Origin of the sequence: Domibacillus sp. 8LH, from assembly GCF_038806185.1 — a bacterium.
In the GTDB taxonomy this organism is placed as follows: Bacteria; Bacillota; Bacilli; order Bacillales; family Domibacillaceae; genus Domibacillus; species Domibacillus indicus_A.
In genome coordinates, this window is sequence record NZ_JAVJNG010000041.1 from 1 (window position 1) to 23,561 (window position 23,561).

19 protein-coding genes, 2 rRNA genes and 2 pseudogenes are annotated in these 23,561 nt (G+C 45.1%); all 23 read right to left on the minus strand.

Annotated elements, in window-relative coordinates:
* Positions 1-74 (minus strand): 16S ribosomal RNA (locus RG959_RS22685); the annotation flags it as partial.
* A 678-nt stretch (positions 75-752) separates the two neighbouring features.
* Positions 753-1,385, minus strand: a complete 633-nt coding sequence (locus RG959_RS22690; RefSeq protein ID WP_342799085.1) for a bifunctional 4-hydroxy-2-oxoglutarate aldolase/2-dehydro-3-deoxy-phosphogluconate aldolase — start codon at positions 1,383-1,385, stop codon at positions 753-755.
* A gap of 15 nt (positions 1,386-1,400) precedes the next feature.
* Positions 1,401-2,357, minus strand: coding sequence for a sugar kinase (locus RG959_RS22695; RefSeq protein ID WP_342799086.1), 957 nt, complete (start codon positions 2,355-2,357; stop codon positions 1,401-1,403).
* A gap of 21 nt (positions 2,358-2,378) precedes the next feature.
* A pseudogene (locus tag RG959_RS22700) lies at positions 2,379-3,202 on the minus strand (fumarylacetoacetate hydrolase family protein).
* Between the two features lie 18 nt (positions 3,203-3,220).
* Complete coding sequence (locus RG959_RS22705; RefSeq protein WP_342799087.1) at positions 3,221-4,180, minus strand: C-terminal binding protein; 960 nt, start codon at positions 4,178-4,180, stop codon at positions 3,221-3,223.
* An 18-nt stretch (positions 4,181-4,198) separates the two neighbouring features.
* Positions 4,199-5,149, minus strand: coding sequence for a U32 family peptidase (locus RG959_RS22710; protein ID WP_342799088.1), 951 nt, complete (start codon positions 5,147-5,149; stop codon positions 4,199-4,201).
* A gap of 2 nt (positions 5,150-5,151) precedes the next feature.
* On the minus strand, positions 5,152-6,057 hold the full coding sequence (locus tag RG959_RS22715; RefSeq protein WP_342799089.1) for a dihydrodipicolinate synthase family protein: 906 nt from the start codon (positions 6,055-6,057) through the stop codon (positions 5,152-5,154).
* 11 nt (positions 6,058-6,068) lie between these two features.
* Positions 6,069-7,217 carry a galactonate dehydratase gene (dgoD, locus tag RG959_RS22720; protein WP_342799090.1) on the minus strand — a complete coding sequence of 383 codons (1,149 nt, stop codon included), beginning with the start codon at positions 7,215-7,217 and terminating at the stop codon, positions 6,069-6,071.
* Positions 7,218-7,245: 28 nt separating this feature from the next.
* Positions 7,246-8,715, minus strand: coding sequence for an alpha-ketoglutaric semialdehyde dehydrogenase GucD (gene gucD / locus RG959_RS22725; protein WP_342799091.1), 1,470 nt, complete (start codon positions 8,713-8,715; stop codon positions 7,246-7,248).
* Between the two features lie 19 nt (positions 8,716-8,734).
* Positions 8,735-9,892: a UxaA family hydrolase gene (locus RG959_RS22730; protein ID WP_342799103.1), complete on the minus strand. Its 1,158-nt coding sequence runs from the start codon at positions 9,890-9,892 to the stop codon at positions 8,735-8,737.
* A gap of 4 nt (positions 9,893-9,896) precedes the next feature.
* Entirely contained in the window at positions 9,897-10,196 is a 300-nt protein-coding gene (locus RG959_RS22735; protein WP_342799092.1) for a UxaA family hydrolase, read from the minus strand.
* 12 nt (positions 10,197-10,208) lie between these two features.
* Positions 10,209-11,099 carry a fumarylacetoacetate hydrolase family protein gene (locus RG959_RS22740; protein WP_342799093.1) on the minus strand — a complete coding sequence of 297 codons (891 nt, stop codon included), beginning with the start codon at positions 11,097-11,099 and terminating at the stop codon, positions 10,209-10,211.
* Between the two features lie 34 nt (positions 11,100-11,133).
* Positions 11,134-11,901, minus strand: a complete 768-nt coding sequence (locus RG959_RS22745; RefSeq protein WP_342799094.1) for an IclR family transcriptional regulator — start codon at positions 11,899-11,901, stop codon at positions 11,134-11,136.
* A gap of 60 nt (positions 11,902-11,961) precedes the next feature.
* Positions 11,962-14,166 carry a dihydroxy-acid dehydratase domain-containing protein gene (locus RG959_RS22750; protein ID WP_342799095.1) on the minus strand — a complete coding sequence of 735 codons (2,205 nt, stop codon included), beginning with the start codon at positions 14,164-14,166 and terminating at the stop codon, positions 11,962-11,964.
* 18 nt (positions 14,167-14,184) lie between these two features.
* Positions 14,185-15,432 (minus strand): nickel pincer cofactor-dependent isomerase, group 22, encoded by a 1,248-nt coding sequence (locus RG959_RS22755; protein WP_342799096.1) that lies wholly within the window; start codon positions 15,430-15,432, stop codon positions 14,185-14,187.
* A gap of 28 nt (positions 15,433-15,460) precedes the next feature.
* The gene (locus RG959_RS22760; protein ID WP_342799097.1) at positions 15,461-16,522 is read right to left on the minus strand and encodes a TRAP transporter substrate-binding protein; all 1,062 of its coding nucleotides are present in this window, start codon (positions 16,520-16,522) and stop codon (positions 15,461-15,463) included.
* Positions 16,523-16,578: 56 nt separating this feature from the next.
* Positions 16,579-17,856 (minus strand): TRAP transporter large permease subunit, encoded by a 1,278-nt coding sequence (locus RG959_RS22765; protein ID WP_342799098.1) that lies wholly within the window; start codon positions 17,854-17,856, stop codon positions 16,579-16,581.
* Positions 17,853-18,428: a TRAP transporter small permease gene (locus tag RG959_RS22770; RefSeq protein ID WP_342799099.1), complete on the minus strand. Its 576-nt coding sequence runs from the start codon at positions 18,426-18,428 to the stop codon at positions 17,853-17,855. The genes RG959_RS22765 and RG959_RS22770 overlap by 4 nt, the downstream gene beginning before the upstream one ends.
* A gap of 34 nt (positions 18,429-18,462) precedes the next feature.
* Positions 18,463-19,479: a TRAP transporter substrate-binding protein gene (locus tag RG959_RS22775; protein ID WP_342799100.1), complete on the minus strand. Its 1,017-nt coding sequence runs from the start codon at positions 19,477-19,479 to the stop codon at positions 18,463-18,465.
* Between the two features lie 391 nt (positions 19,480-19,870).
* Positions 19,871-21,262, minus strand: a pseudogene (gene larC, locus RG959_RS22780) (nickel pincer cofactor biosynthesis protein LarC).
* Entirely contained in the window at positions 21,259-22,011 is a 753-nt protein-coding gene (gene larB, locus RG959_RS22785) for a nickel pincer cofactor biosynthesis protein LarB (RefSeq protein WP_342799101.1), read from the minus strand. Before larB ends, larC begins: the two are co-directional and overlap by 4 nt.
* A 73-nt stretch (positions 22,012-22,084) precedes the next feature.
* Positions 22,085-22,915 (minus strand): ATP-dependent sacrificial sulfur transferase LarE, encoded by an 831-nt coding sequence (gene larE / locus RG959_RS22790; RefSeq protein WP_342799102.1) that lies wholly within the window; start codon positions 22,913-22,915, stop codon positions 22,085-22,087.
* A 541-nt stretch (positions 22,916-23,456) separates the two neighbouring features.
* Positions 23,457-23,561, minus strand: a 5S ribosomal RNA gene (rrf, locus tag RG959_RS22795); the annotation flags it as partial.

The window sequence follows — 23,561 nt, forward strand, 5'->3', positions numbered from 1 at the left end:
TCCGTCCGCTCGACTTGCATGTATTAGGCACGCCGCCAGCGTTCGTCCTGAGCCAGGATCAAACTCTCCAAAAAAGTGTTTGATTGCTCATTTGTTTCCATTAAAACACGGGGTGTTTTTAATGGAAGATAAAAAATTTAAAACGTTGACGTTTATTTTGTTCAGTTTTCAAAGATCAATTTCAACTATCACCTCAAGAGGCAACTAAACCATCATATCATGCATAAAGTTTAAAGTCAACAACTTTTTAATCGGAATATAATTCGAATCAATCATTGTTTAAACTAAAACTTACTTTATAACTGCCGTTTTTCAGCGACAGGAATAACAATATATCACGTTCAACTTTAATCAGTCAACAGTAATTTTTGGTATTTACATTACACAATATAATTTTAGTTACAGATTGAATATTTGTTGTTTTCATTGCTATCTTAGCGACGGGTTAATAACATAACATGGATTAATCTCTATCTCAATAACTTTTACTGCTGTTTTTATTACCTTAATTGCCCAATTACCCCTAGGTGATTTATCGCTAAAAATCATAACTAGAGGAATGAACTGCATTTTTCTTGGAACACTATAAATCCAGATATAAAAAGCTTTTGCTCTTAAGAGCAAAAGCGACGTCTTGCTTTTAATAATCGAGGGAGGATTGTTTACAGTTTGACGCTTCCTCTTAAATAGGAAGTTGTTTTTATCTGTCTATCGTCTTCCTATGCTAATGCACCTTATTCAAAAGAAACGCCTTACCAACCAGCAGCCAGCTCTGAAAAAGCCTGCGCCGTTTTGGTCAGCTCCTTATAGGATTCCTCTGTTTGAAGCTTCGCAGGATTCACAAGGGCGCTGCCCAGCCCGGCTGCTGCTGCCCCGGCTTTAAAGTAGTCCCCTATATTATCGAGAGTGATGCCGCCTGTTGGCATAAGCGGGATATGCGGCAGCGGCCCTTTTAAATCTTTAAAGTATCCGGCTCCCATTGCACCGGCTGGAAAAACTTTAATTAAATCTGCACCATGTTCATACGCGGTTAAAATTTCGGTTGGCGTCAGTGCGCCTGGAATGCTGATTACACCGTAGCGCTTCGCCATTATAATCGTTTCCACATTAACGGTCGGAGAGAAAATAAATTCCGCTCCCGCCATAATGACCGCACGGGCGGTTTCCGGGTCCAGCACTGTGCCGGCTCCGACAATGATACCGTCCCCAAATGTTTCTTTTACTCCTTCGATCACAGAACACACTTTAGGCGTATCGGCTGTGATTTCAAGCGAGACAATCCCGCCTTCTTGCAGCGCCCGTGCAATTGGTATCACTTGTTCCGGCTGGGCGCTGCGAATCACTGCGACCAGCTTAGCTTCTTTTAATCGTTCAAGCTGATTCATGTATGTTTCTCCTTTCTACCTTGTTACATCATCCGATCCGCCATTCATAAAAGAAAACAGGTCCGCTCGATTTGGCAGCCCTTCGACATCTCCATTTACCATGGTCACTATTGCACCCATTGCATTGCCGCGCCTGGCCGCTTCCTCAACCGACAGTCCATCCAATAAAGCTGATAAAACGCCGGCCGCAAACGCGTCACCTGCACCGATCGGATCGATCACCCTCTCCACATAAAACCCGGAAACATGCTCCACTGCTTTTCCTCTTTGCGATACAAGACATCCTTCTTTTCCGACTTTCATCAGGACAATGTCTGCACCGAGATCATGAAATGCTTTTACATAAGCGGCTCTATCTTTTTTGCCAAATAAAAATTCAGCCTCCGCTTCACCCGGCAGCACAATATCGCTTTCTGCTATATACCGTTTGATCAGCCGGCGTGCTTCTTCTTCACTTTTCCAGATTTTCAGACGCACATTTGGATCAAACACAATCTTTACCCCGTTCGCTTTCGCCAGCCGAATCGCTTTGTCCATGACAGACTGGCACGATTCACCAAGAGCCGGTGTAATGCCGGTTATATGTAGATAAGCGGCTCCTTTAATCGCTTCTTCCTTTATATGATCCGCCGTCAGCTGGCTGGCAGCGGAATCTTTCCGATAGTAATAAACGCGCGTATCATTCGGACGGCGAAATTCTTTAAAAAACACACCGGTTGGCGCTCGCTCATCGCGTGTAACATACGATACGTCCACACCTTCCCCGCGAATAAAAATCTCCATTGCATCACCAAATTCGTCCTCACCTAATCGGCTGATCCAGCGCGCTTTATGGCCAAGGCGGCTTAATCCGATGGCAACATTGGATTCCGCACCAGCAAACTTCATAGAAAAAGAATGAGCATGGCGCAGCTGGCCGTGCTCATTTGGTGAAAATAGAGTCATCGTTTCGCCCACGGTTACAACATCCATGTTTATCCTCTTCTTTCTCGTTTATGATCTTCCTCGCACATGATTGGACAGCGTGCCAATTTTTTCGATTGTTACGTCCATTTGATCTCCGTCCTTCAGCCACACTTTTGGGCTGCGACCCATTCCGACGCCCGGCGGTGTTCCAGTCGCGATTAAGTCTCCCGGCTTCAGCGTCATAGATTGCGATAAGAAGGAAACGATTTGTGGAACCGTAAAAATCAAATTGCTCGTATTGGAATCCTGCATCGTTTCGCCATTCAATGTCAGTGAAATAGCTAGATCGTGTGGATTGCCGATTTCGTCACGTGTCACCACATACGGTCCGCTGTTTTGCCTCGTGCCCACTGTCCATCTGCAAACTGCAGGTCTCTGGCACTCACATCATTCATGATCGTATAGCCAAAAACGAATTCTTCTGCTTCTTCCTCTGAGACATGTTTTGCTTCTTTGCCGATTATGATAGCCAGCTCCGCTTCAAAATCGACTTCGTTTGAATTAATGGGTATTTCTACAGCGGTGTTATGACCGGTTAACGCATTCGCGTATTTCGAGAAAATAACCGGAGATTTCGGCGGCTCCATACCTGTTTCATGGCAGTGGTCAATATAGTTCAAGCCGACACAAATGATTTTTTCCGGTGAAGCGATTGGTACGTCAATCTCAATATTCTCTAAAGAAAAAGACGGCTGTCCATCAAGAGAAGGAACTGTGCTCCCCCGCTGGATAAATGTTTTGATGCAGGGTGGATACGTTTCAGGATCTATTACCGTTAGGCTGCTAATGTGATCACCCCGGACAACGCCGAGGTGATGTTTTTCTTCCGCTGAAAACAGGGCTAATTTCATTCTTCTTTTCCGCCTTTCTTACGTAAGCGCATAAGGCGTTTGTTCGCCTTTTAAAACTTGCACAATATTTTTCGCTGCTTTTTGGCGTAGTTCCACCATTGCTTCTTCTGAATACCAGGCACTGTGCGGTGTAATGATGACGTTATCCATTTGAAGAAGCGGGCTTGTTTTGCTGACTGGCTCTTCTTCTGTTACATCGAGTGCAGCCCCGGCGATCATACCCTGTTCAAGTGCATCAATGAGCGCTTTTTCATCAATAATTGGACCACGGGCTGTGTTAATGATTACGGCATTTTTCTTCATTTGACTAAACCGTTCGGCGTTCAGTAAATGATGGGTTTCTTTAATAAGCGGAACGTGAACAGACAAGTAATCTGACCCTTTGATGATTTCATCCAGTTCCATTTTTCGAACGCCGGCCGCTGCCATCTCTTCGGCTGACACAAATGGATCATAGGCGGCAGTTTGGAACCCCAGCGGTTTTACCTTTTCAATAAAGCGGCGTGGAATTCGGCCGAAGCCGAGTACGCCGACGGTTTGTTTATCAAAACGGTGGATCGGCACGCACGCTTTAAAATCCCAATTTCCCTGCTTGACCTCATTGTTTAATAGAGTCACTTTTCGAGCCCATGAGAGCAGCAAGGCGAGTGCATGATTCGATACCTCTTCCATTCCGTAATCCGGCACATTGGCCACGGTAATGTTTTTTGCCTGAGCAGCGTTGATATCAATCGTGTTCACACCGACACCGTATCGGGAAATGACTTTTGTTTTTTCAAGAGAGTCGATTACACGTTTTGAAATAGGTGCGTATTGGTTTAAAAGAGCATCCGCGTCTTTCGCGTGTTCGACCACATCTTCTTCTGTTTTGCATTGTTTTTTAATAAATTGGATGTCGAGACCGCTTTCATTGAAAACCTGCTCTTCGTACTCAAGATGGGCAAATTCATAATCCGTCAGCAATACTTTAAAAGTCATGTGATTCCGCTCCTTTTCTTAGTTCATGGGTGCTTCTTTTACGATTTTGGCGATGCCAAGCCCCTCGGCTCCAAGCTTTGACGTTTTGGCATCCGGGTAGTACCGTTCAATCATTTGGATGCCGATTGATGCGCGGCGCACACGCTCCTGGGTAAGAGAGATATTCGTGCTTTCCCACTGCTTTCCTGACGGATATACATCAGGATGGTTGCGCAAACCGAATTTAATGTAAACCGGCGCGAGCACCCGGATGATTTCCGGAATTTCATAGTAACGGAGGAAGCCGCCAAAATTGTCCGGCACTTCTACATATAAATCAATGGGAATATCGATGGCCTGACGGATCGCTGCGAGCTTTGACAGCGTTAACCCGGTCGGTACGTTGTATGTATCCGCTCCGATGTCCTGCATAAGCCGCACTGACACAGGGTTGGCCGATCCCATTTGAACCGACACTTTCACCACAAAATCCTCCGGCAGCTGCCCTTGTTTTTTCATTTCTTTCGTCAGGAGCAAAAGTCCTTCATCGGCAACAAGTGCTCCGCGAAGGCCGAGTGCCGCACCGCGCTTTAAGTCTTCCATCGCGTATACAAGCTGGTTTGCTCCTTCATGGCGAAGTGCCTGCGCTTTTCCGGCGGCAGTAAGCGGCCCTGCACTAATATCCCATGTTCCGCGCGGACCGACAAACAGGCTTAACTCAATGCCGCGTTCCGCTGTCAGCTCGCACATTTCCTTGATTTCTTCATCGGTTTGCAGCATAATACCGCTCCCCTGCGAAATGCGGTGAATGGTCAAGCCAAGACGGTCAATTTCCGCCAGCGTCGCTTTTAATGCTTCCGGCCCTTCGACACTTGGAAGCTCAATTCGGTATTGCGCACCGTCTGGAAAGGTTTTGGTGGATGTTGGCAGTTCACCTGGATCGGACGATGGATAGCCTAAGCTCTCTAAAAATTCGCGTGTTTCTTTCATAATTAAACCCCTTCTTTCTCGTTTATTGTATTTAAAATAGCAGCTGTTTTTTTCGTTAAATCATCTGGATACACATCAAACGGAGCGCGGTGTCCGGCCGGCTGGTCAAACCAGCGCTGATGAACGGCTTCTTTCATGGCTGTAAAAAACGTCGGACAGACGGCATAGATGTCCATAAATTGTGACAGACGCCGATGCTGGCGTTCTGCTTCATGCAGCTCACCCTGCTGATAAGCATCGTATAACTCAACAGAAACCTCCGGCATAAAAACAGCGCTTCCATTAATGCTTCCATCTGCGCCGATCATTTGGCCTGGAAGCATGTGATCATCAAAAGCGGTGAAGACGAGAAAATCAGGCCGAATTTTTTTCACAGAAGCAATGACCTGCCGGATATGACCGAAATCGCTGATCGTTTCTTTAATTCCGGCAATGTTTTGGTACGCTGCCGCAAGTTTTTGAATAAGCTCGACGGATAACGTTTGGCCGGTCAGCATTGGAATATTGTAAAGAAAAACAGGCAGGCTCGTTTCGGATGCTAAAGCAGAAAAAAACCGGTATAGCTGCTCTTCCGACAACTTCCAATAGTACGGGCTGACCGCAAGCACCCCGTCTGCTCCCTGCTCCTCGGCATAACGAGTCAGTTCAATCACTTCTTTTAATGCTGAGTCGCCGACTCCGACCATCACCGGCACGCGTCCATTAATGTGCTTGATCATCTCGCGCACATACAGCTTTCTCTCTTCAATCGTCAGAGAAGAAAACTCTCCAGAGCTTCCCATCAAAAGAAGTCCATCTACATTCCGTGACAAAAGCTCCTCCAAATAGCGCTTATTCAAAGGAATATCTAAATTTCCCGCTTCATCAAACAGCGTGACAACCGGCGGTATAATGCCATGAAAAGTCATTTTGCTCCTCCTTACCATTCCGCTATGCTGCCATCTTCATGGCGCCAGATCGGATTTTTCCAGTCGTGGCCGATTTTTGCGGCTTCTTTTACTTTCTCTTCATTAATATGAATGCCAAGACCCGGTTCATCTGAGATGCTGACATATCCGTCTTCATAATGAAAAACGTCCGGATTGGTTATATAGTCTAAGATGTCCATGCCCTCGTTGTAATGAATACCGAGGCTTTGCTCTTGAATAATAAAATTCGGCGTCGAGGCGTCCAAATGAATAGAAGAGGCAAGTGTCATTGGACCAAGCGGACAATGCGGCGCAACCGCCACATCGTACGCTTCTGCCATCGCCGCAATCTTTTTCCCTTCTAAAATACCGCCTGTATGAGATAAATCCGGCTGAATAATATCGACATATCCATCCTGGAGCAGCTGCTTAAAACCCCATCTCGTATACATACGCTCACCTGTCGCAATTGGGCATGTTGTATGAAGCGCAATGTCGCGAAGTGCTTCATTGTTTTCCGGCAGCACCGGCTCCTCTATAAACATAGGACGGTATGGTTCCAGCTCTTTCACAAGGGTTTTCGCCATCGTTTTATGGATACGGCCGTGAAAATCAACACCGATGCCAAAGTCTTTGCCAAGCGCTTCGCGAATCGACGCGACTCGCTCGATCACTTTTTCCACCTTAGAAAAACTGTCGATGTAATTCATTTCTTCGGAAGCATTCATTTTCACAGCTTGAAACCCTTGCTTTTGCTTTTCAATCGCCGCTGCCGCAACGTCTGCCGGCCGGTCACCGCCGATCCATGAATAGACTTTGATTTTTTGACGCGCTTTACCGCCAAGCATTTCATACACAGGGATGTTGTAATATTTCCCTTTAATGTCCCAAAGCGCCTGCTCAATACCTGAGATGGCACTCATTAAGATGGGGCCGCCGCGATAAAAACCGCCGCGGTACATCGTCTGCCATAAATCTTCAATTTCATTCGGATTGCGGCCGATCAGCAGGCTTGAGAGCTCTTCCACCGCTGCTCTGACCGTTTCCGCACGTCCCTCTACAACAGGCTCTCCCCAGCCGGAGATTCCTTCATCCGTTTCTATTTTTAAAAACAGCCATCTTGGCGGCACTTTATATAATGAAAGGTTTGTAATTTTCATTGCGCATCTCCTTCATCGGGAAAGTGGATTACGATCCTTTGATGAACACGGTTTTTATCGCGGTAAAAAATTCTTTCGCTGCTTCACCCTGCTCACGTGACCCTGAGCTTGACGCTTTCATGCCGCCAAATGGTGCCTGAAGCTCCACACCAGCGCTTTCTGCATTAATACGCACCAGGCCTGCTTCGATTTCATCAATAAATTCAAGGAGAGAGCCGATATTTGATGTGAAAATAGAAGCACTCAACCCGTATTTTGTATCGTTCGCCATTTCAATAGCTTCTTCAAGATCAGCTGCTTTAATAAGGGCAACGACTGGTCCAAAGATCTCTTCCTGTGCAATCGCCATATCTGTTGTTACATTTTCGAAAATGGCCGGTGTCACAAAAAATCCATTATCATATTCACCGCCTGTCAGCACTTCACCGCCGTGAATCAATGTGGCTCCTTCCTGCCGGCCTTTTTCGATGCTTTCTGTTACTGTATTAAACTGGCTTTCACTTGCACACGGTCCCATCCAGATCCCTTCTTGCAGGCCATTTCCCACTGTAATTTTTTCAGTGGCTGCCACAAGCTTTTCTTTGAATTCATCGTAGACTGCTTCTTCTACAATCACACGGCTTGATGCTGTGCATTTCTGGCCCGAAGAACGGAAACCGCCGCTGATCACAGCTTCTACTGCCTGATCGATGTTAGCGTCTTTTGTCACGATAACCGGGTTTTTCCCGCCCATTTCAAGCTGGAACTTAATGCCGCGGGCGGCCGCTGATTTGGCCACGTTCTGTCCGACATTTTCTGAACCTGTAAACGTGATGGCATTTAAAAGAGGATGGTCAATCAGCCCCTGCCCAATTACCGAACCCGAACCGGTAATAAAATTAAAAACACCTTCAGGCAATCCTGCCTCCACAAAGCACTCGGCAACTTTCGCTGCTGTTACAGCGCCTTCTGTCGCCGGCTTCCAGACAATTGTATTTCCATAAACAAGAGCCGGGGCAAATTTCCAAATCGGAATGGCGACTGGGAAGTTCCAAGGTGTAATTACTCCAACCACACCGAGCGGCGTACGCTTTGTAAACATAAGCGCATCTTTATCTGATGAAGGAATAACATCTCCTTCTTTTCTCATTCCTTCGCCCGCATAATAACGCAAAATCGCTATGCCGCGCGCTGTTTCTCCTTTTGCTTCTGGAAGGGTTTTACCCATTTCACGTGTCATTGTTTCCGCAATATGATCCAGGTTTTCTTCTAAAATATTGGCAGCTTTAAATAAAAACTGTCCGCGCGCTGCCTGGCCGATCCGGCGCCATGCTTTTTTTGCTTTGTGCGCTGCTTCAACAGCTTTGTTCAAGTCTTCTTCCGTTGACTTTTGCACGAGCCCTACAACCTCTTTTGTTGCCGGATTAATGCTTTCAATCGTTTCATCAGAAGAACCAGCTGTCCATTCATTATTAATAAAGTTTTGATAGGTTTTCGTTTCAAATGTAGTGAGTGTCATCGTTTCGCTCTCCTTTGAGTTAAAATGTTGGTCCAATGCGCCAAATACCGAAATCATGCTGCTTCAGGATTTCTGACTTTGTCAGCTTTCCATTTGATACAGCTTGAATTTCATCCATAATCCGTGTGCCCACCTGGGCGACAGTTTCTTGTCCATCTACAATCGTGCCGGCATTTAAATCCATATTTTCATTCATTCGTTCAAACATAGGAGTATTGGTTGAAATTTTAATAACCGGAGCAATAGGCGAGCCGGTTGGGGTACCGCGCCCGCTCGTAAACAACACAACTTGGGCACCGCCTGCCACCATTCCAGTCAGCTGCTCGATGTCATGGCCTGGTGTATCCATCCAGACAAGTCCTTTTTTCGTCGGCTGCTGTGCATAATCAATGACTTCCTCCAGCCTTGTAGTGCCTGATTTTGTCGAGGCACCCAGTGACTTTTCTTCTAAAGAGCTGAGGCCGCCTTCAATGTTGCCGGGACTTGGATTTCCTGTACGAATGTCTACCCCCATTTCAATAGAACGGTTTTCCATCATTTTAATGACGGCATACGCTTTTTGCGCTACCTGGTCATTCGCTGCCCGATTTGCGAGCAAATGCTCCGCACCGATTAACTCTGTCGTTTCTGCCAGGATGGCCGTGCCGCCCTGCTCTACAATCATATCGCTCGTGCGGCCGACAGCCGGATTCGCTGAAAGACCCGAGCATGCATCTGAGCCTCCGCATTCTGTTCCGATTATCAGCTCACTGAAATCGCACAGTTCACGCTGGACCATAGAGGCATCCTGTACCATCTTCACCGCAATTTTGGCGACTTCCGCAATCGTTTGAAGTGTGCCGCCATGCTCCTGGATCGAAACCGTTTGGACCGGCTTGCCGCATTTTGCAATTTCATCGCCAATCCGGTGAGCCTGATGGGTTTCGCAGCCAAGTCCAAGCACAATGACACCGTATACATTTGGGTTCATGCCCATGCCCGCATACGTTCTAGCTGTTTGATCGTAGTCGGTTCCCACCTGTGCGCAGCCATGCTGATGGATAAAAGTCACGGTTCCGCTGACAAGTTCCGTTACACGCTGAGCGGTCTGTGTTGCGCATGTAATCGTCGGTAAAATGAGTACATGATTGCGGACACCGACGCGCCCATCTGGACGCCGGTATCCCCAAAACTGCATTTTTTCAGTTGGCAATTTTGTCACCTCTTCCCCGTTTTCCTTCCAAGTTGTGTACGTGAACATGGGCGCCTGCCGGAATATCGGTCACGGCTGCTCCGATGACTTCTCCGTATTTAATAATGTCCTCTCCCTGCCGGATTGGTTTGACCGCAAATTTATGGCCAAACCGGATCGGCTCTGTAAGAGTCAGGGAGCGTTCTTCGCCATCCACCTTCACGGTTACCTCTGTATGGGCAGGGATCTCATCGAGCGCAACTGCCACACTGTCTTTGCTGCTCAAATATAATGTTTTATATCCGCTCATGCCGACACCTCTTTAGTTTACTTGGACCGCTGTTTCACTTTGCTTCACCGGGTTGATCAAAACGCCGATACCTGGAATTTCAATTTCGATTTGATCCCGGTCCTGCAGCGTAAATTCATTTGGCGGCACCACACATGTGCCTGTCAAAAGAACCGTTCCATCGAATACCTCGTTATCCCGCACTAAATATTGAACGAGTTCATCCAAGGTTCTCTTCAGCTGGTTTACATATGCAGAGCCTTCAAATACTTTTTCTTCATTTCTGAAAATTCTGCAAATAATTTGTAATTCATATGGATCTTTCACGGCTTCTTTTAATAAAATCGCCGGTCCGATGGAGCAGGAATTTTTCCACATTTTTGCTTGCGGCAAATAAAGCGGATTTTCTCCTTCTATGTCACGGCAGCTCATATCATTGCCGACCGTATAGCCGAGTACGTTTCCTTCTTTATCGAGTACCAGGCCCAGCTCCGGCTCCGGGATCTGCCAATTAGAATCTGAACGAAGGTACACTGGATCGTTCGGTCCGACTGTACGGGCAGCCGTTGATTTGAAAAAAATCTCCGGCCGCTCTGCATCATACACTTTGTCGTAAAACGTTTCGCGGTCAAGCTTTCCTTGTGTCGCTTCGTAATTGCGTGCTTCTTTGCTTTTTTTGTATGTGACACCCGAAGCCCATACTTCCGGGGCATCGATTGGTGTGGTCAGAACGAGTGAATCGATTGCTTTTCCTTCTCCTTCCAGGCTCGACTGTTTTACAATATCAAATACTGTTTTATTATTTGAACGAGCAGTGGCCACAAGTGCCATAAAGTCTGCGTATGGCAAATCCACTGCTTGGTTTTCTTCGGTCACAACAGCCAGCTGTTTTTGGTTTCCATTCATATAGCGAATAACTCTCATTGTTATATCCTCCTATGTGATGAACCATCACTGTTTATATTTTTTGATATTCATAGCCAAGCGCTTGAGAAATTTTTGAGGCACATCCTTTTAACATTTCCACATATCTTCTCTGCACTTCCTCTTTCATTTTGGAAGAAGGCATCGACATGGAAATAGCGGCAATGACTTTTCCTGAGTAATCTTTGACTGGAACCGCCATACAAAAGATCCCCGGCTCGTTTTCTTCATTGTCTACTGAATAACCAGCAATCCGGGCCTGCTCAATAACAGATAAAAATTCTTCTTTGGACCGGATCGATTTTTCCGTCGGTGTTGTATATTTATAGCCTTCAAGCAGCTGATTCAGCTCTTCGTCTGATTTTGTCGCAACAAGTGTTTTGCCGACTGCACTCGTGTGAAGCGGGACTCTCCGTCCGACTTTCGAGTATAGGACGGTTACGCCGCTGCCTTCTACTTTGTCAATATAAACGCCCTCTTGTCCGTCCAGTACCACGAGATGAACCGCCAAATTTGTTGCTTCTGAAAGTTCTTCCAGATGCTTTCTGGCAACGTTTCTTACATCCAAGTGTCCAATGACTAAGCTGCCTCGCTCAAAAAGCTTTAAACCTAGCGAATACTTTCCTGTTTCATCATCCTGCTTAATATAGCGCTGTACTTGAAGCGTTTTCAGCAAGGAATGAACAGTGCTTTTATGCAGGTTCATTCTTTTGCTGATTTCTGTAATCGTTAACTCGCGATCGCGCTCGTCAAATAAATCCAATATTTTCAATGCTCTCTCCACTGACTGGATAATAGGCATCTTGCTCACTCCCGTTGTTGTTTGTTTTAGTTTACCGGATTTTTGACGAGCCCGCACTTTTTACTTCGCCGCTTGTGTTTGTTCAAACAGTAGAATATCTTTCTCGTAATCGTGAACTGCATCTTCCACTACTGCAAGAGGTACAACGCCGTTTGCGGCATCGGTATGGCCATACATTCGATTGCTGGCCGCGACCATTTTCTGTCTTACTTTCATGCGCTGTTTTCGCTCTGCCGCTAAGCTTGCCCGCTGCTGTTTTAGTTCTTCCTCAAATGAGTGGACAATTTCACCTTGTAACAGCTTGTCCACCTGCACAAAGTCAATGCGTCTTTTGCGAAGCTGCAGATGAACCATATCACCCGTTTGCAAAAGGCCAATCCCGCCGCCTTCATATGCTTCAGGTGTCATATGCCCAATCGCTGCTCCATAGGTTACACCTGAATACCTGCCGTCACTTATAATAGTAGCCAGTTTTTTCATGACGCGGTTTGCATTGATGTGCTGCATTGGCGTAAACATTTCCGGCATCCCGAATGCGACTGGTCCCTGCCCGGCAATAATAACGCTGATTTTTAAGATTCCTTCCTCTGCCATATAATCAAACAGCTCGTCATATGGCTTGTTTTGATGATCCTGCCAATTTTCTTTGCTGTTATACTTCAAGGAAGCAATCAGCCGATCATGAGCGAATAACTGCTGGTCGCGGATGGTAGACAGAAGCTGTGTATCAAGCAGGCTTTTATTTGCATCATCCTCGTTTTCATAGTAGAGCACAAAAGCGAGCTTATCATCAAACAAATCTAGCTGTGGCGTTGACATTCCGCTGATCTTTACAACGGCGCTCTCAAAGAAGTTGCCTTGCAGCACATCCACCCCGCTGAAGCTGCGGCGCGGTGTCGACAAAATGACCGGGTTTTCTTTTACATTGGCTGCCTGCAGACTGCGGGTTATCACCAGCCGCTCCCGCCACGTTTTGGCGGCGACAGTCGGGGCATCCTGATCCATCGGCACACCATGCTCAAGCAATTCATAAAACAGTGTTTCCATTCCTCTGCTTGTCCCGCTGCAGCACTGCATAGCGAGTGAGTAAATGTCCCGCCCTTCTGTCAGGCTGTAATCAAACAAATCAGGAATCGGATGCTCATGATGAATGCGATCTACATCCCAGAGGCTGAACTTATAGCCCGCATACAGCATGCCTGCAACCATATGCATCATTAAGTTTGTTGAGCCGCCCGAAGCGCTGTGAATGCGGATCGCATTTTTTATGTTGGTACCGACAATGTTGGCTACGCCATATTCTTCTTTGTTAATCATATGGGCAAAACTGTCGAGAACCGAGTTAATTTGGCGCTGCGTCGGCGGATCGGTTAACAATTCTACTGCTGGATGAACAAGGCCCAATCCTGCTACTAAGTGCCGTGAGCTGTTGCCTGTTCCGTTAAAAGCACACACACCGCCCTGCCCATCACATGTTGCGACCGCGAGCCGCATTTCAAAATATTTATGCTGCTCTTTCGTTAAAATTCCCCGTTCATACGCCCGCTCGAATACACCTTGAAAAGCCGTATTGGACGAGCATTGTAAAATATAAGCCATTGTATCGCGCAAATCGAGCGCTACATCTGCTGCTCCTTCTTTTTCCGCTTTTTGGGCCAGTGCTTCAAGTTCTTCAATTACATCATCTGGTATGGACCCGCCTTCTAATACGTGAGCTGGTGCAAAAGTTGCAAAAAATGGGGCTTCTCCACGCTCACGGCGGACACGGTCGACGTGGGCTAATGCACTGACCACTCCAAGCGGCTGCTTATCACACCCCTGGATCACAAATGCGCCATGATAACTGTGGGCTTCAAGCTGATTGACAACCATCTGGGCAACCGCGTTCCGGCTTTGCAGAGAATAACTCATCCCTTGATTGCTTTGAGCTGTTCCATCACACATAACCGGTGTTGAAAAATAAAATGGCACACCGCCGTTTTGCCAAATCCGAATCGCCGCTCTCGCTGATGTTTGATAATCCATAATATGAGCCGGGTGATCAGACGAACCGCCAATAATCGCGATGCGCGGAGCATTTTTTTCTAAACGCATATAAATTTCTTCCAGCGTCCAGTCCGGTTTTCCTCCCTCATATGTAGAACCAAGCACTTGCTTTGACCGGTCAAGCAGCCCGGCGACTGTAATCGGTTCGTTTGCTTTTCCCTGCACATTATCCCGATACGGGTTAATGTCATTCTCAATCAATGGATATAAGTGGGTCATACGTGTGCTCCTCCTTTTTTAAAGTGAAAGCGGCTCTAACGATGAGATGATTTCCAGGTTTGGATTTTGTTCCGCTTCCTCAATCATGCTTTCTGAAATCCATATTTCACCGATTTCTAACGTATTTTGAATCCGGACAAGCCGCACTTTCGATAAATCAAAGGCATTGCAGGTTTTGATCGCTGCTTTCACTGCCAGCTCTTTCGTTGCTAACACCATAGGCAGCTTAATTACTTCAATAACAGTACTGGTAAGAGCATTGGCATAACCTTTTTCCCAGGTAATTTGGTCGACGACTTCTTTCGTTGTCATATGGGCCATCCCGATCCCATTGGCATTGCCATGCGTTTTATCGGTCAATCCGAGAACGACAGTACGTGCTATATCGGGTCCTCCTGATGCATATGGCGTGGCAAAATTGCCGGTAATATTCGGATCCATACCGTCACCTGAAATGTCTTTGCCAAGCTCATTTACTATGAGCACATCAAACTTGTCAAAATGAATTTTCGGCATAAGTGATTTGGCTTCCATCAGCAAATCCGGCTCTGCTTGTTCCAAATCTTCCGCCGGTACTGCGACGATTTTGGCCGGCCTGTCATAAGCATTTTCCAATGTGGCTAAACCGAAAATGATCGGTGCTTTTGACAAGGAGATTTTCGCCATTTCCGGAACATGCTCAGCCATGTATTTAAAGCTGTATGCATGTGCGGCTTCAGCTCCTTTTTGTTTGCCGAGACCGATTGTGATCATTTTCATTAAGCCGCTTTCCACAGGCCCGCGAAAAGCAGTATGCGGCTTGATTCTGTTGATCACGATAATCTTGTCCGCTTCAAAAGCAAGCTTGTCCATATAAACAGGAAGTCCATTCGGCAATTCGCCAAGCTTTTCTACTTCCATCGAAGATTCTATAGGTGCTCCAACCGCTGCTTCTGTAACCCCTAATTGAAGCAGCACATCCACTTGTCCTTCCGCTGTCGCTCCCCCGTGGCTCCCCATTGCGGGTACGATAAACGGCTCCCCGCCCGCTTTTTTCACAGTGGCTGCTGTTTCTCTGACGAGTATAGGAAGATCCGCGACACCTCTGCTGCCGACAGCAATGGCTACACGATCTCCTTTTGAAATCCTTGATAAAACATCCGCTTTCTTTATAGCTTCATGCACCTCACCCGCTGTATCAGCGAGTTCGGGTGCATGAAATTTCTGTCTTACTTTCACCATTTTTGGTAATTGGATGTCTCGTAAAAGCTCCGCAATAATATCCATTGTTTAATCTCCTTACTGAAGCGCTGGATTAATTGCCGCGCACTTTTTCAACTTCGGCCATCATTTCTTCTACAAGATCAGCACCAAACTTTTTCGCATATTCATCTGTTACCGGCTGAATGATTTCTTTCATTTTTTCCATTTCCTCTGGTGTTACCTCATTGATTTTCATTCCTTCTTCTTTTAAAGTTTTTAGTGCTTTTTCATTTTCTTTTTGATTCAATTCACGCTGATACTTGCCCGCTTCTTGTGCTGCCTCGCTCATAATCTTTTGTTCTTCTTCCGACAAGCCATCCCAGAACTTTTTGCTGACAAGGAAAACAAACGGTGTGTAAACGTGTTTTGTAATGCTCAAGTAGTCTTGTACTTCAAAGTACTTTTGTGTTTGGATCGTTGCGAGCGGATTTTCCTGGCCGTCTACAGTACCTGTTTCCAGCGCGGTAAACACTTCAGAGAAAGCCATCGGCGATGGATTCGCCCCTAATTTTGAAAAAGCATCTAAATGTACTTCATTTTGCATGGTACGGATTTTAAGGCCTTTAAAATCAGCAGCTGTTTCCACTGGGTGTTTGCTGTTTGTTAAATTTCGGAAGCCGTTTTCCCAGTAACCAAGACCAACTAAATCATGCCCCGGCAATTTATCTAAAAGCTTTTGGCCAACTGCACCGTCAAGGACTGCATACGCTTCTTCTTCACTATTAAAAACGAATGGGAAGTCATAAATGCCAAATTCCTTGATCGTTCCGACAAGCGGTGAAGTGGATGGTACCGTTACCTCCTGCATGCCGGCTTGAAGTGCTTCTGTCATTTTTTGATCATCACCGAGCGTAGCATCAAAAAAGTTTTGGACCTTCATTTTTCCGCCACTTTTTTCTTCAACCAGTTCTTTGAATTTGATCATTCCCTGTCCTTGTGGATGGGTTTCACTATTGCCAATTCCAGCTTTGATTGTTCTTACCTGAACGCCTTCTGTTGAAGCGCTTCCAGTTTTGGTTGTGCCGCCTCCATCATTCCCGCAGGCACCCAGTAGTAAAACTCCCGGCAGTACCACGCCAGCCGCTAAACGTTTCAGCCAAGTATTCATCCTCATTCCTCCTAATCTATTGTTCATACCGGTATCTAAACCCAATTCTCAGTTTCTCCCTCCTAGGATGTAAACCATTCAAGCGGAACCAGCACCAATGAAGGGAACAAAATTAATAAAATTAAGATAATGACTTCTACAAGCAGGAAAGGCCAGATGCCCTTCATCAAATCTTCCAAGCTTATTTTACTTACTCCGCACATCACATTTAAGACCGTTCCAACCGGCGGTGTAAGCAGTCCAATCGCGTTGTTCAAAATGAACAGGACACCAAAGTAAACAGGATCAATACCTGCTGCATCAATAATCGGCATTAAAACAGGTGTTAAAATTAGAATGGTTGGTGTCATATCCATCGCTGTTCCGACCACGATCACCAGCAGGTTAATCATCACTAGTAGAAGGAGCGGCTTATCCAAGAACGGTTCTAACATTCCAATAACCTCTCCTGGTAGATTAGCTACTGTAATCAGCCAGGATGAAACGAGGGCGGCTGCCACTAGAAACATGACGACACTTGTCATCTTGCTTGCCTGAACAAATACATTGAATAAGTCTTTCACTTTCAGTTCGCGGTATACAACAAGACCGACAAATAAGGCATACACAGCAGCTACGACCGCCGCTTCTGTCGGTGTAAAGACGCCAAACTTCAATCCTGCAATGATAATAACTGGAAGGAACAGAGCCCAGATTCCATGGCGGAGTGCTGCAAGCATCTCTTTGGCCGATGCGCGGGGCTGCACCTCTACCTTATCCTTGCGGGCAACAATGGCCCATGTAATCACCAGGCCGATAGCCATCAATATGCCCGGCACAATTCCCGCCATAAAAAGCTGGGTAATCGACACACCGCTTGCTACACCAAAAATGATAAAACCGATACTTGGCGGAATCACCGGAGCAATAATTCCTCCTGTAGCAATCAGCCCGCTCGAACGATTCACGTCATAGCCGGCTTTAGCCATAATGGGAATTAAGACAGCACCGAGGGCAGCTGTGTCGGCTACAGCCGAACCAGAGATACTGGCAAATAATAAAGCCGCAATGATAGCTACATAGCCAAGGCCTCCTCGAATGTGGCCAACCAATGTCATAGCCATTTCAACGATCCGCCGCGACAGTCCTCCTTGATTCATTAACTCTCCCGCCAGCATAAAAAACGGAATCGCCATAAGAGGAAAGTTATCTGCACCGCTGATGAGGTTCTGCGCGATAATCTGGCTGTCAAAAATACCAAGGGCGTACATTAAGATAACGCTGCTTACGAGCAAGGCAAAGGCAATCGGCATTCCTAATGCCATTGCACCGAGTAAAGATCCGACAAATACACCGATCATGCCTTCTTCTCCTCCTTGCTTGCCATGATGTCGTCTGCCATAAATTCATCTTCATGAAGAGAAATTAATTCTTCTGAATCGCTGATCTTAACTAAATCCTCGTCTTTGATTTTGTTAAAAATCACTCCATACAAGTTATAAATCGTCATGAGTCCCATAGAAATGCTGACTAAAATGCCTGTCCCATATATAAAAGCCAGCGGCAGGCCCGTAGCTGGCGCCTTACTGTCAATGTTAATCATCGTCATCTTCCAGCTGCCATCTAGGACAAGGAAAAGGACGGCTAATATCAGTAAATCGCTGATCACAAGTACAACTCTTTTCATCTTATTAGGAAGCCGCTTAATCAGCATATCCACGCCTAAATGTTCTTTGTTTTTAAAGGCGCCAATGGCACCGAGAAACGTCAGCCAAATAAAAAGGTACCGCGACATTTCTTCTGACCAGGTAATACCCGAATTGAAAAGGTAGCGAAGAACTACGTTACCGAATACGAGAACGACCATCACTGCTAGAGCAAGAGCCATGATAATGTTCAAAGTGTTTTCTAGGGACCTCGATAGTTTATTCATCCTATTTCTTCACTCTCCTTATTAAAGCACTTACTTACTCTGCTTTAATTTTTTCAACCAGCTCTTCTGCCCACTCATTTTCTTTGAAAACATCATCGTATACAGGCTTCGCTGCTTCTTCCATTTCTTTTACAAACTTTTCATCTGGTGTTGTGAATTTTATGCCATTTTCCTCAAGGAACGTTTTATCTTCTTCATAGCTTTTTTCCAGCAAGTCAAACTCATATTCAGCAGCTTCGTTGGCAGCATTTTGAATAATATCCTGCTGTTCTTTTGTTAATCCATTAAAGAATTTAGTGTTAACAATATAAATATTTGGGCTGAACATATGCTTTGATTCCAGTACATCTGTTTGAACTTCGTAGTATGCTGAATTTCTCAAAGTAGCGATTGGATTGTCTTGAGCATCTACTACATTTTGTTCAAGTGCTGTAAATACTTCAGAAATAGGTAATGGACTTACGTTTGCCCCAAGCGATTCACCTAGTTTAATATAGTTTGGAATGTTCGGCATTCTGAGACGGAGTCCGTCAAAATCTTCCATGCTTTCGATCGTGCGGTTGCTTGAGAACATTCTAAATCCATTTGCACTCCATGCAAGTGGAGTAACTCCATGTTTCGGTTCTAAATCAGCGGTTATTTCTTCACCGATCGGACCATTTAATACATTCTTTACATGCTCGAAGTCTCTAAATAAAAACGGCCATTCAGGAACACCCATCTTTGGAATATCTGCCTGCATAATTAAGCCTGGAATGCCCATTTCGATCGTTCCGTTTCGAACACCATCATAAAATTCTTTTTCAGCTCCCAGCGTACTGTTTGCGTAAATCTGTACTTTTAATTGACCTCCACTCTCTTCTTCTACCATCGTTTTAAATTTTTCTTTTAATGCGATATTTTGTGGATGGTCTTCTGCAAAGTAGTTAGCCACTTTAATAGTTTTTGTCTGGCCTCCTCCTGAAGCAGCTTCTTCGGAACCGTTACATCCTGCAAGAATCATTGCACTTGTCACAGAAGCAGCTAGCACACCAAGAAACGTTTTTTTCATTTTGTCCTCCCTGTATTGGCTTATTTTTTTATTATTAGAATCTTCAGTTGCATATAGTTTTATAATATAAAACTATGTTCTCGAATTTATCGAGAAAAAAAGGCCGCCTCCTCCTTTACCCCCAACTGATTATGAAGCGCTTACATACAGACTGTAAAAATAACTTGAAAAGAAATGACCTCAAGTTTGTTTTACATTATAGAACAGTGTTTTATAATTCATAACTTATAACTGATTATAACCACCTCATTTAATGAGTGTCAACACATTTTTTACACTATTCTGAGAACTTATTTTTAAGCTTTTTTATAAAGGACTTTGCTGCCTCTAAGATGAGTACTCCACTCCTTTTTTTGCTTGGGATCTATTAAAGCGCCTGGTCGTCTCTTCTTTAAAAATAGGAACTGCTTTGGCTCAATTTACTCTCTAAATGCTTCCAGACTTCCGTATACACATCTTTTAATGGCACTTTCCATTTCACAGCAATCGCTTTACAATCCTCATACTCTGGAGCACGCTGCACAATGTCCCCATCCATAAGGCCATATTTAACCGTAACCAGTCCCCATTTCGTTTCCAGCTGGATAAACTGCCTTTCCAGACGGTGGACAGTAAGCGGATAATAACGAACGCCAAGAGTCGTCGTTTCACGAAATAAAATAGCTTCCATTTCAGGAGCCGCCTGGGCAGCACAAAGAACTTGAAGAAGCACACCAGGACGGTTTTTCTTCATGTAAATCGGTGTGTAAAATACATCGTTGGCGCCTGCTTCCAATAATACATCCATAATATAGCCGAGCCATTCTCCTGATATGTCATCTAAGTTAACTTCCATTTTGATCATACCGCTGTCTTTATGCTCTTGATTCGGCGGACGATGACTATTCATACTTGTTCATTCCTTTCCAATAACTACTCTCAACACATTTGGACGGTCTTTAAATGTTTTCGTACCGGCACCATAGCCGATTCTTTCAACCGTCATAGATGGCATTGTGCCAAATGAGTCAGCTAATACAGCCGCAATTGCTGCGCCAGTCGGTGTTGCAAGCTCGCCTTTAACCGCTGTCCGTGCAATAGGGACACCTCTTAAAATTTCCAGTGTTGCGGGTGCGGGAACCGGATATGTCCCATGATCAATGTGAATATGGCCGCTTCCAGTTGGGATCGGAGAACAATAAATCTTGGTGATGCCAAGCTGATCAATTAAAATGGCTGCCCCAACGATGTCGATAATAGAATCAACAGCGCCCACCTCATGAAAATGGACATGATCAAGCGGCAGACCATGAATTTTTCCTTCTGCTTCGCCAATCTTTTTAAAAATGGACAGAGCTGTATCTGTAACCGCTTTGTTGAATCCGGCTGCTTCAATCATTTCAGCGATTTGTTTATACGCACGGTGGTGATGGTCATGCGAATGACTATGACTGTGGTCATGATCATCATGTGAGTGACTATGGCTATGACTGTGATCATGATGGTCATGTGCATGGCTATGGCTGTGGCTGTGGCTGTGATCATGATGGTCATGTGCATGGCTATGGCTGTGGCCGTGATCATGATGACTATTCTTTTCTTCTTGATTCAGCTCTACATCAAATTTAACAGCGGTAATGCCATTTTTGTTTACAGTTTTTTTTGAAAGTGTATATTCACCTTCCATGTTCAGTTTTTTTAGTTCTTCCTCCATTTGAGCAAAATCGGCGCCAGCATCTAAAAGAGCACCAATAACCATATCGCCGCTAATCCCTGAAAAACAGTCAAAGTATAATATTGTCATGTCGTTTCTCCTTTGTTATTATATGCAAGACGGTGAATGAGCACCGCGTTGTAAGCCGCTCCAAAACCATTATCGATATTTACCACACTTACTCCGGATGCACATGAATTTAGCATCGATAGCAGTGCAGATAACCCATTAAAGTTAGCTCCATATCCAATGCTGGTCGGCACAGCAATAATCGGGTTTTCAACAAGGCCGCCCAGCACACTTGGCAGTGCACCTTCCATGCCAGCAACACAAACCGAAACAGCTGCCTCGCGTATCTCGCTAATATGATCAAGCAGCCGGTGAAGTCCCGCCACGCCTACATCGTAAAAACGGCGCACTGGTACACCGAGCGTCTCTGCTGTAACCGCTGCTTCTTCTGCGACTGGCAGGTCTGACGTACCCGCACATATAATAGCGATAAAACCTTCCCCAGACGGCTTCTTCGTTACGAAGGACAATGTTCGAGCGATTTTGTTATACGATAGCTCCGGCAGTTCATTCAAAATAAACGCTGCTTTTCCCTCGGAAACACGCGTAGCAAGCACTTCATGACCGCGCCCTTTCAACGACTTGATAATCGCCAAAATCTGCTCAGCCGTTTTTCCTTCCCCAAAAATGATCTCCGGAACTCCCTGCCTTTTATGCCGGTGATGATCGATTTTTACAAAACCGAGATCTTCATAAGAAGCCAGCTTTTCTTTTGCTTCGGCAGCGGTTAATGTTCCGCTTTCCACACGCGCTAAAATATCATCAATCACGTTTTCCACCTGCTTTTGATTATGTATTTTGTTCTGGCCAAATCTATCGCTGCTGTTTGGATATCGAGCTTTATTATACGCTTTTCAGCCATTCCGTTTCTTCCTTCTTTAATGACAGATTCATACTGCCGCTCTTGTAGCCGGCGAGGTCAAGTGATACATATTTATAGCCAAATTGTTTCAGACGTTTATCAATTGCCGCATGGTATTCGAGTATAAGGGCAATATCGGCAGGCTCTACTTCGATCCGGGCAATCTCTCCATGTGTACGGACACGCACCTGGCGGATCGAAAGTGACTTCAAGTATGCTTCTGCTCTCTCTACTTTCGTTAATTTTTCTTTTGTAATTTCTTCACCATAAGCAATCCTTGAAGATAAGCAGGCGAAAGACGGCTTGTCCCAGGTTGGCAGATGAAACTGTTGTGACAAACGGCGAATTTCTTCCTTAAACAAATTAGCTTCCTGCAGCGGGCCGCGGATTCCTTTTTCTTTTGCTGCCTTCATACCCGGCCGAAATTCATTCATATCATCAGCGATGACCCCGTAAACAATGTTTTGAAAACCGCGATCCTCTAAAACCGGAATTAAGTGGTCAAACAAACTGCTTTTGCAAAAATAGCAGCGGCTTTGATTGTTTTCTGTGTAGCCTGGAATGGCGAGCTCTGATGTTTCAATAACAAGATGAGGCGCGCCAATTTGTGCAGCAAGTGCCTGTGCTTCTTTTAATTCACTCGATGGATACGTTTCTGAATCTGCTGTAACTGCGAGCACATTTTCTTTACCCAGTGTGTCGACTGCAGCTTTTAACAAGAAGGTACTGTCTACACCACCTGAAAAAGCGACAACGACTGATTGCATTTCCTGAAGAATTTCTTGCAGCTTTTTATATTTTTCTTCTGCCATCTTTGTTCATCCTTCCTCTTAAATTGTTATATTCTTATATATTTTATCTAAGCGAGTGTCCCTCTTTACAAGACAGATTTACACCCCAAAGCCTTTTTGATAGCGCTTACTTTTTTGCAGAAAACCGACTTGACTACATTAACTGCCATCAAACTGCTTTCTTTTCGCTTATATTACAAAATAATTCTCCATCCGTTCCTCTTTTTCCTTTAAAAATGATATTTTTCTATTAGCAGAATGAAAATATTTTATTAATCTAATCTCTTACATGACATTTTCTCCTTGACGTTTCATCGATTGGATTGTCAATACTGAATAAGACAACTTCTTTAAGAGACAAAAGCTTGTCCTCTGTGAGGATTACTTAGTCTGTGTATTTCATACATTCACAGCTTGTTAAACCCCTTTAATTATCTTTAAATAATGAACGAACTAGAAGTCAATAAAAAAGCGCCATCCTTAATTTGGATTAGCGCTCCTATGTTAGATAAAATCGATCTGAAAAAACAAAAAAGGACAGCTTTCGCTGTCCTCACTGTTTGCCTGGCGGCGTCCTGCTCTCACAGGGGGAAACCCCCAACTACCATCGGCGCTGAAGAGCTTAACGGCCGTGTTCGGGATGGGAACGGGTGTGACCTCTTCGCTA

Excerpts from the sequence above, each read along its gene's own strand:
- RG959_RS22690 (WP_342799085.1), bottom strand. The coding sequence starts at position 1,385 with ATGAATCAGCTTGAACGATTAAAAGAAGCTAAGCTGGTCGCAGTGATT.
- RG959_RS22695 (WP_342799086.1), bottom strand. The coding sequence starts at position 2,357 with ATGGATGTTGTAACCGTGGGCGAAACGATGACTCTATTTTCACCAAAT.
- RG959_RS22705 (WP_342799087.1), bottom strand. The coding sequence starts at position 4,180 with ATGACTTTTAAAGTATTGCTGACGGATTATGAATTTGCCCATCTTGAG.
- RG959_RS22710 (WP_342799088.1), bottom strand. The coding sequence starts at position 5,149 with ATGAAAGAAACACGCGAATTTTTAGAGAGCTTAGGCTATCCATCGTCC.
- RG959_RS22715 (WP_342799089.1), bottom strand. The coding sequence starts at position 6,057 with ATGACTTTTCATGGCATTATACCGCCGGTTGTCACGCTGTTTGATGAA.
- dgoD (WP_342799090.1), bottom strand. The coding sequence starts at position 7,217 with ATGAAAATTACAAACCTTTCATTATATAAAGTGCCGCCAAGATGGCTG.
- gucD (WP_342799091.1), bottom strand. The coding sequence starts at position 8,715 with ATGACACTCACTACATTTGAAACGAAAACCTATCAAAACTTTATTAAT.
- RG959_RS22730 (WP_342799103.1), bottom strand. The coding sequence starts at position 9,892 with ATGCAGTTTTGGGGATACCGGCGTCCAGATGGGCGCGTCGGTGTCCGC.
- RG959_RS22735 (WP_342799092.1), bottom strand. The coding sequence starts at position 10,196 with ATGAGCGGATATAAAACATTATATTTGAGCAGCAAAGACAGTGTGGCA.
- RG959_RS22740 (WP_342799093.1), bottom strand. The coding sequence starts at position 11,099 with ATGAGAGTTATTCGCTATATGAATGGAAACCAAAAACAGCTGGCTGTT.
- RG959_RS22745 (WP_342799094.1), bottom strand. The coding sequence starts at position 11,901 with ATGCCTATTATCCAGTCAGTGGAGAGAGCATTGAAAATATTGGATTTA.
- RG959_RS22750 (WP_342799095.1), bottom strand. The coding sequence starts at position 14,166 with ATGACCCACTTATATCCATTGATTGAGAATGACATTAACCCGTATCGG.
- RG959_RS22755 (WP_342799096.1), bottom strand. The coding sequence starts at position 15,432 with ATGGATATTATTGCGGAGCTTTTACGAGACATCCAATTACCAAAAATG.
- RG959_RS22760 (WP_342799097.1), bottom strand. The coding sequence starts at position 16,522 with ATGAGGATGAATACTTGGCTGAAACGTTTAGCGGCTGGCGTGGTACTG.
- RG959_RS22765 (WP_342799098.1), bottom strand. The coding sequence starts at position 17,856 with ATGATCGGTGTATTTGTCGGATCTTTACTCGGTGCAATGGCATTAGGA.
- RG959_RS22770 (WP_342799099.1), bottom strand. The coding sequence starts at position 18,428 with ATGAATAAACTATCGAGGTCCCTAGAAAACACTTTGAACATTATCATG.
- RG959_RS22775 (WP_342799100.1), bottom strand. The coding sequence starts at position 19,479 with ATGAAAAAAACGTTTCTTGGTGTGCTAGCTGCTTCTGTGACAAGTGCA.
- larE (WP_342799102.1), bottom strand. The coding sequence starts at position 22,915 with ATGGCAGAAGAAAAATATAAAAAGCTGCAAGAAATTCTTCAGGAAATG.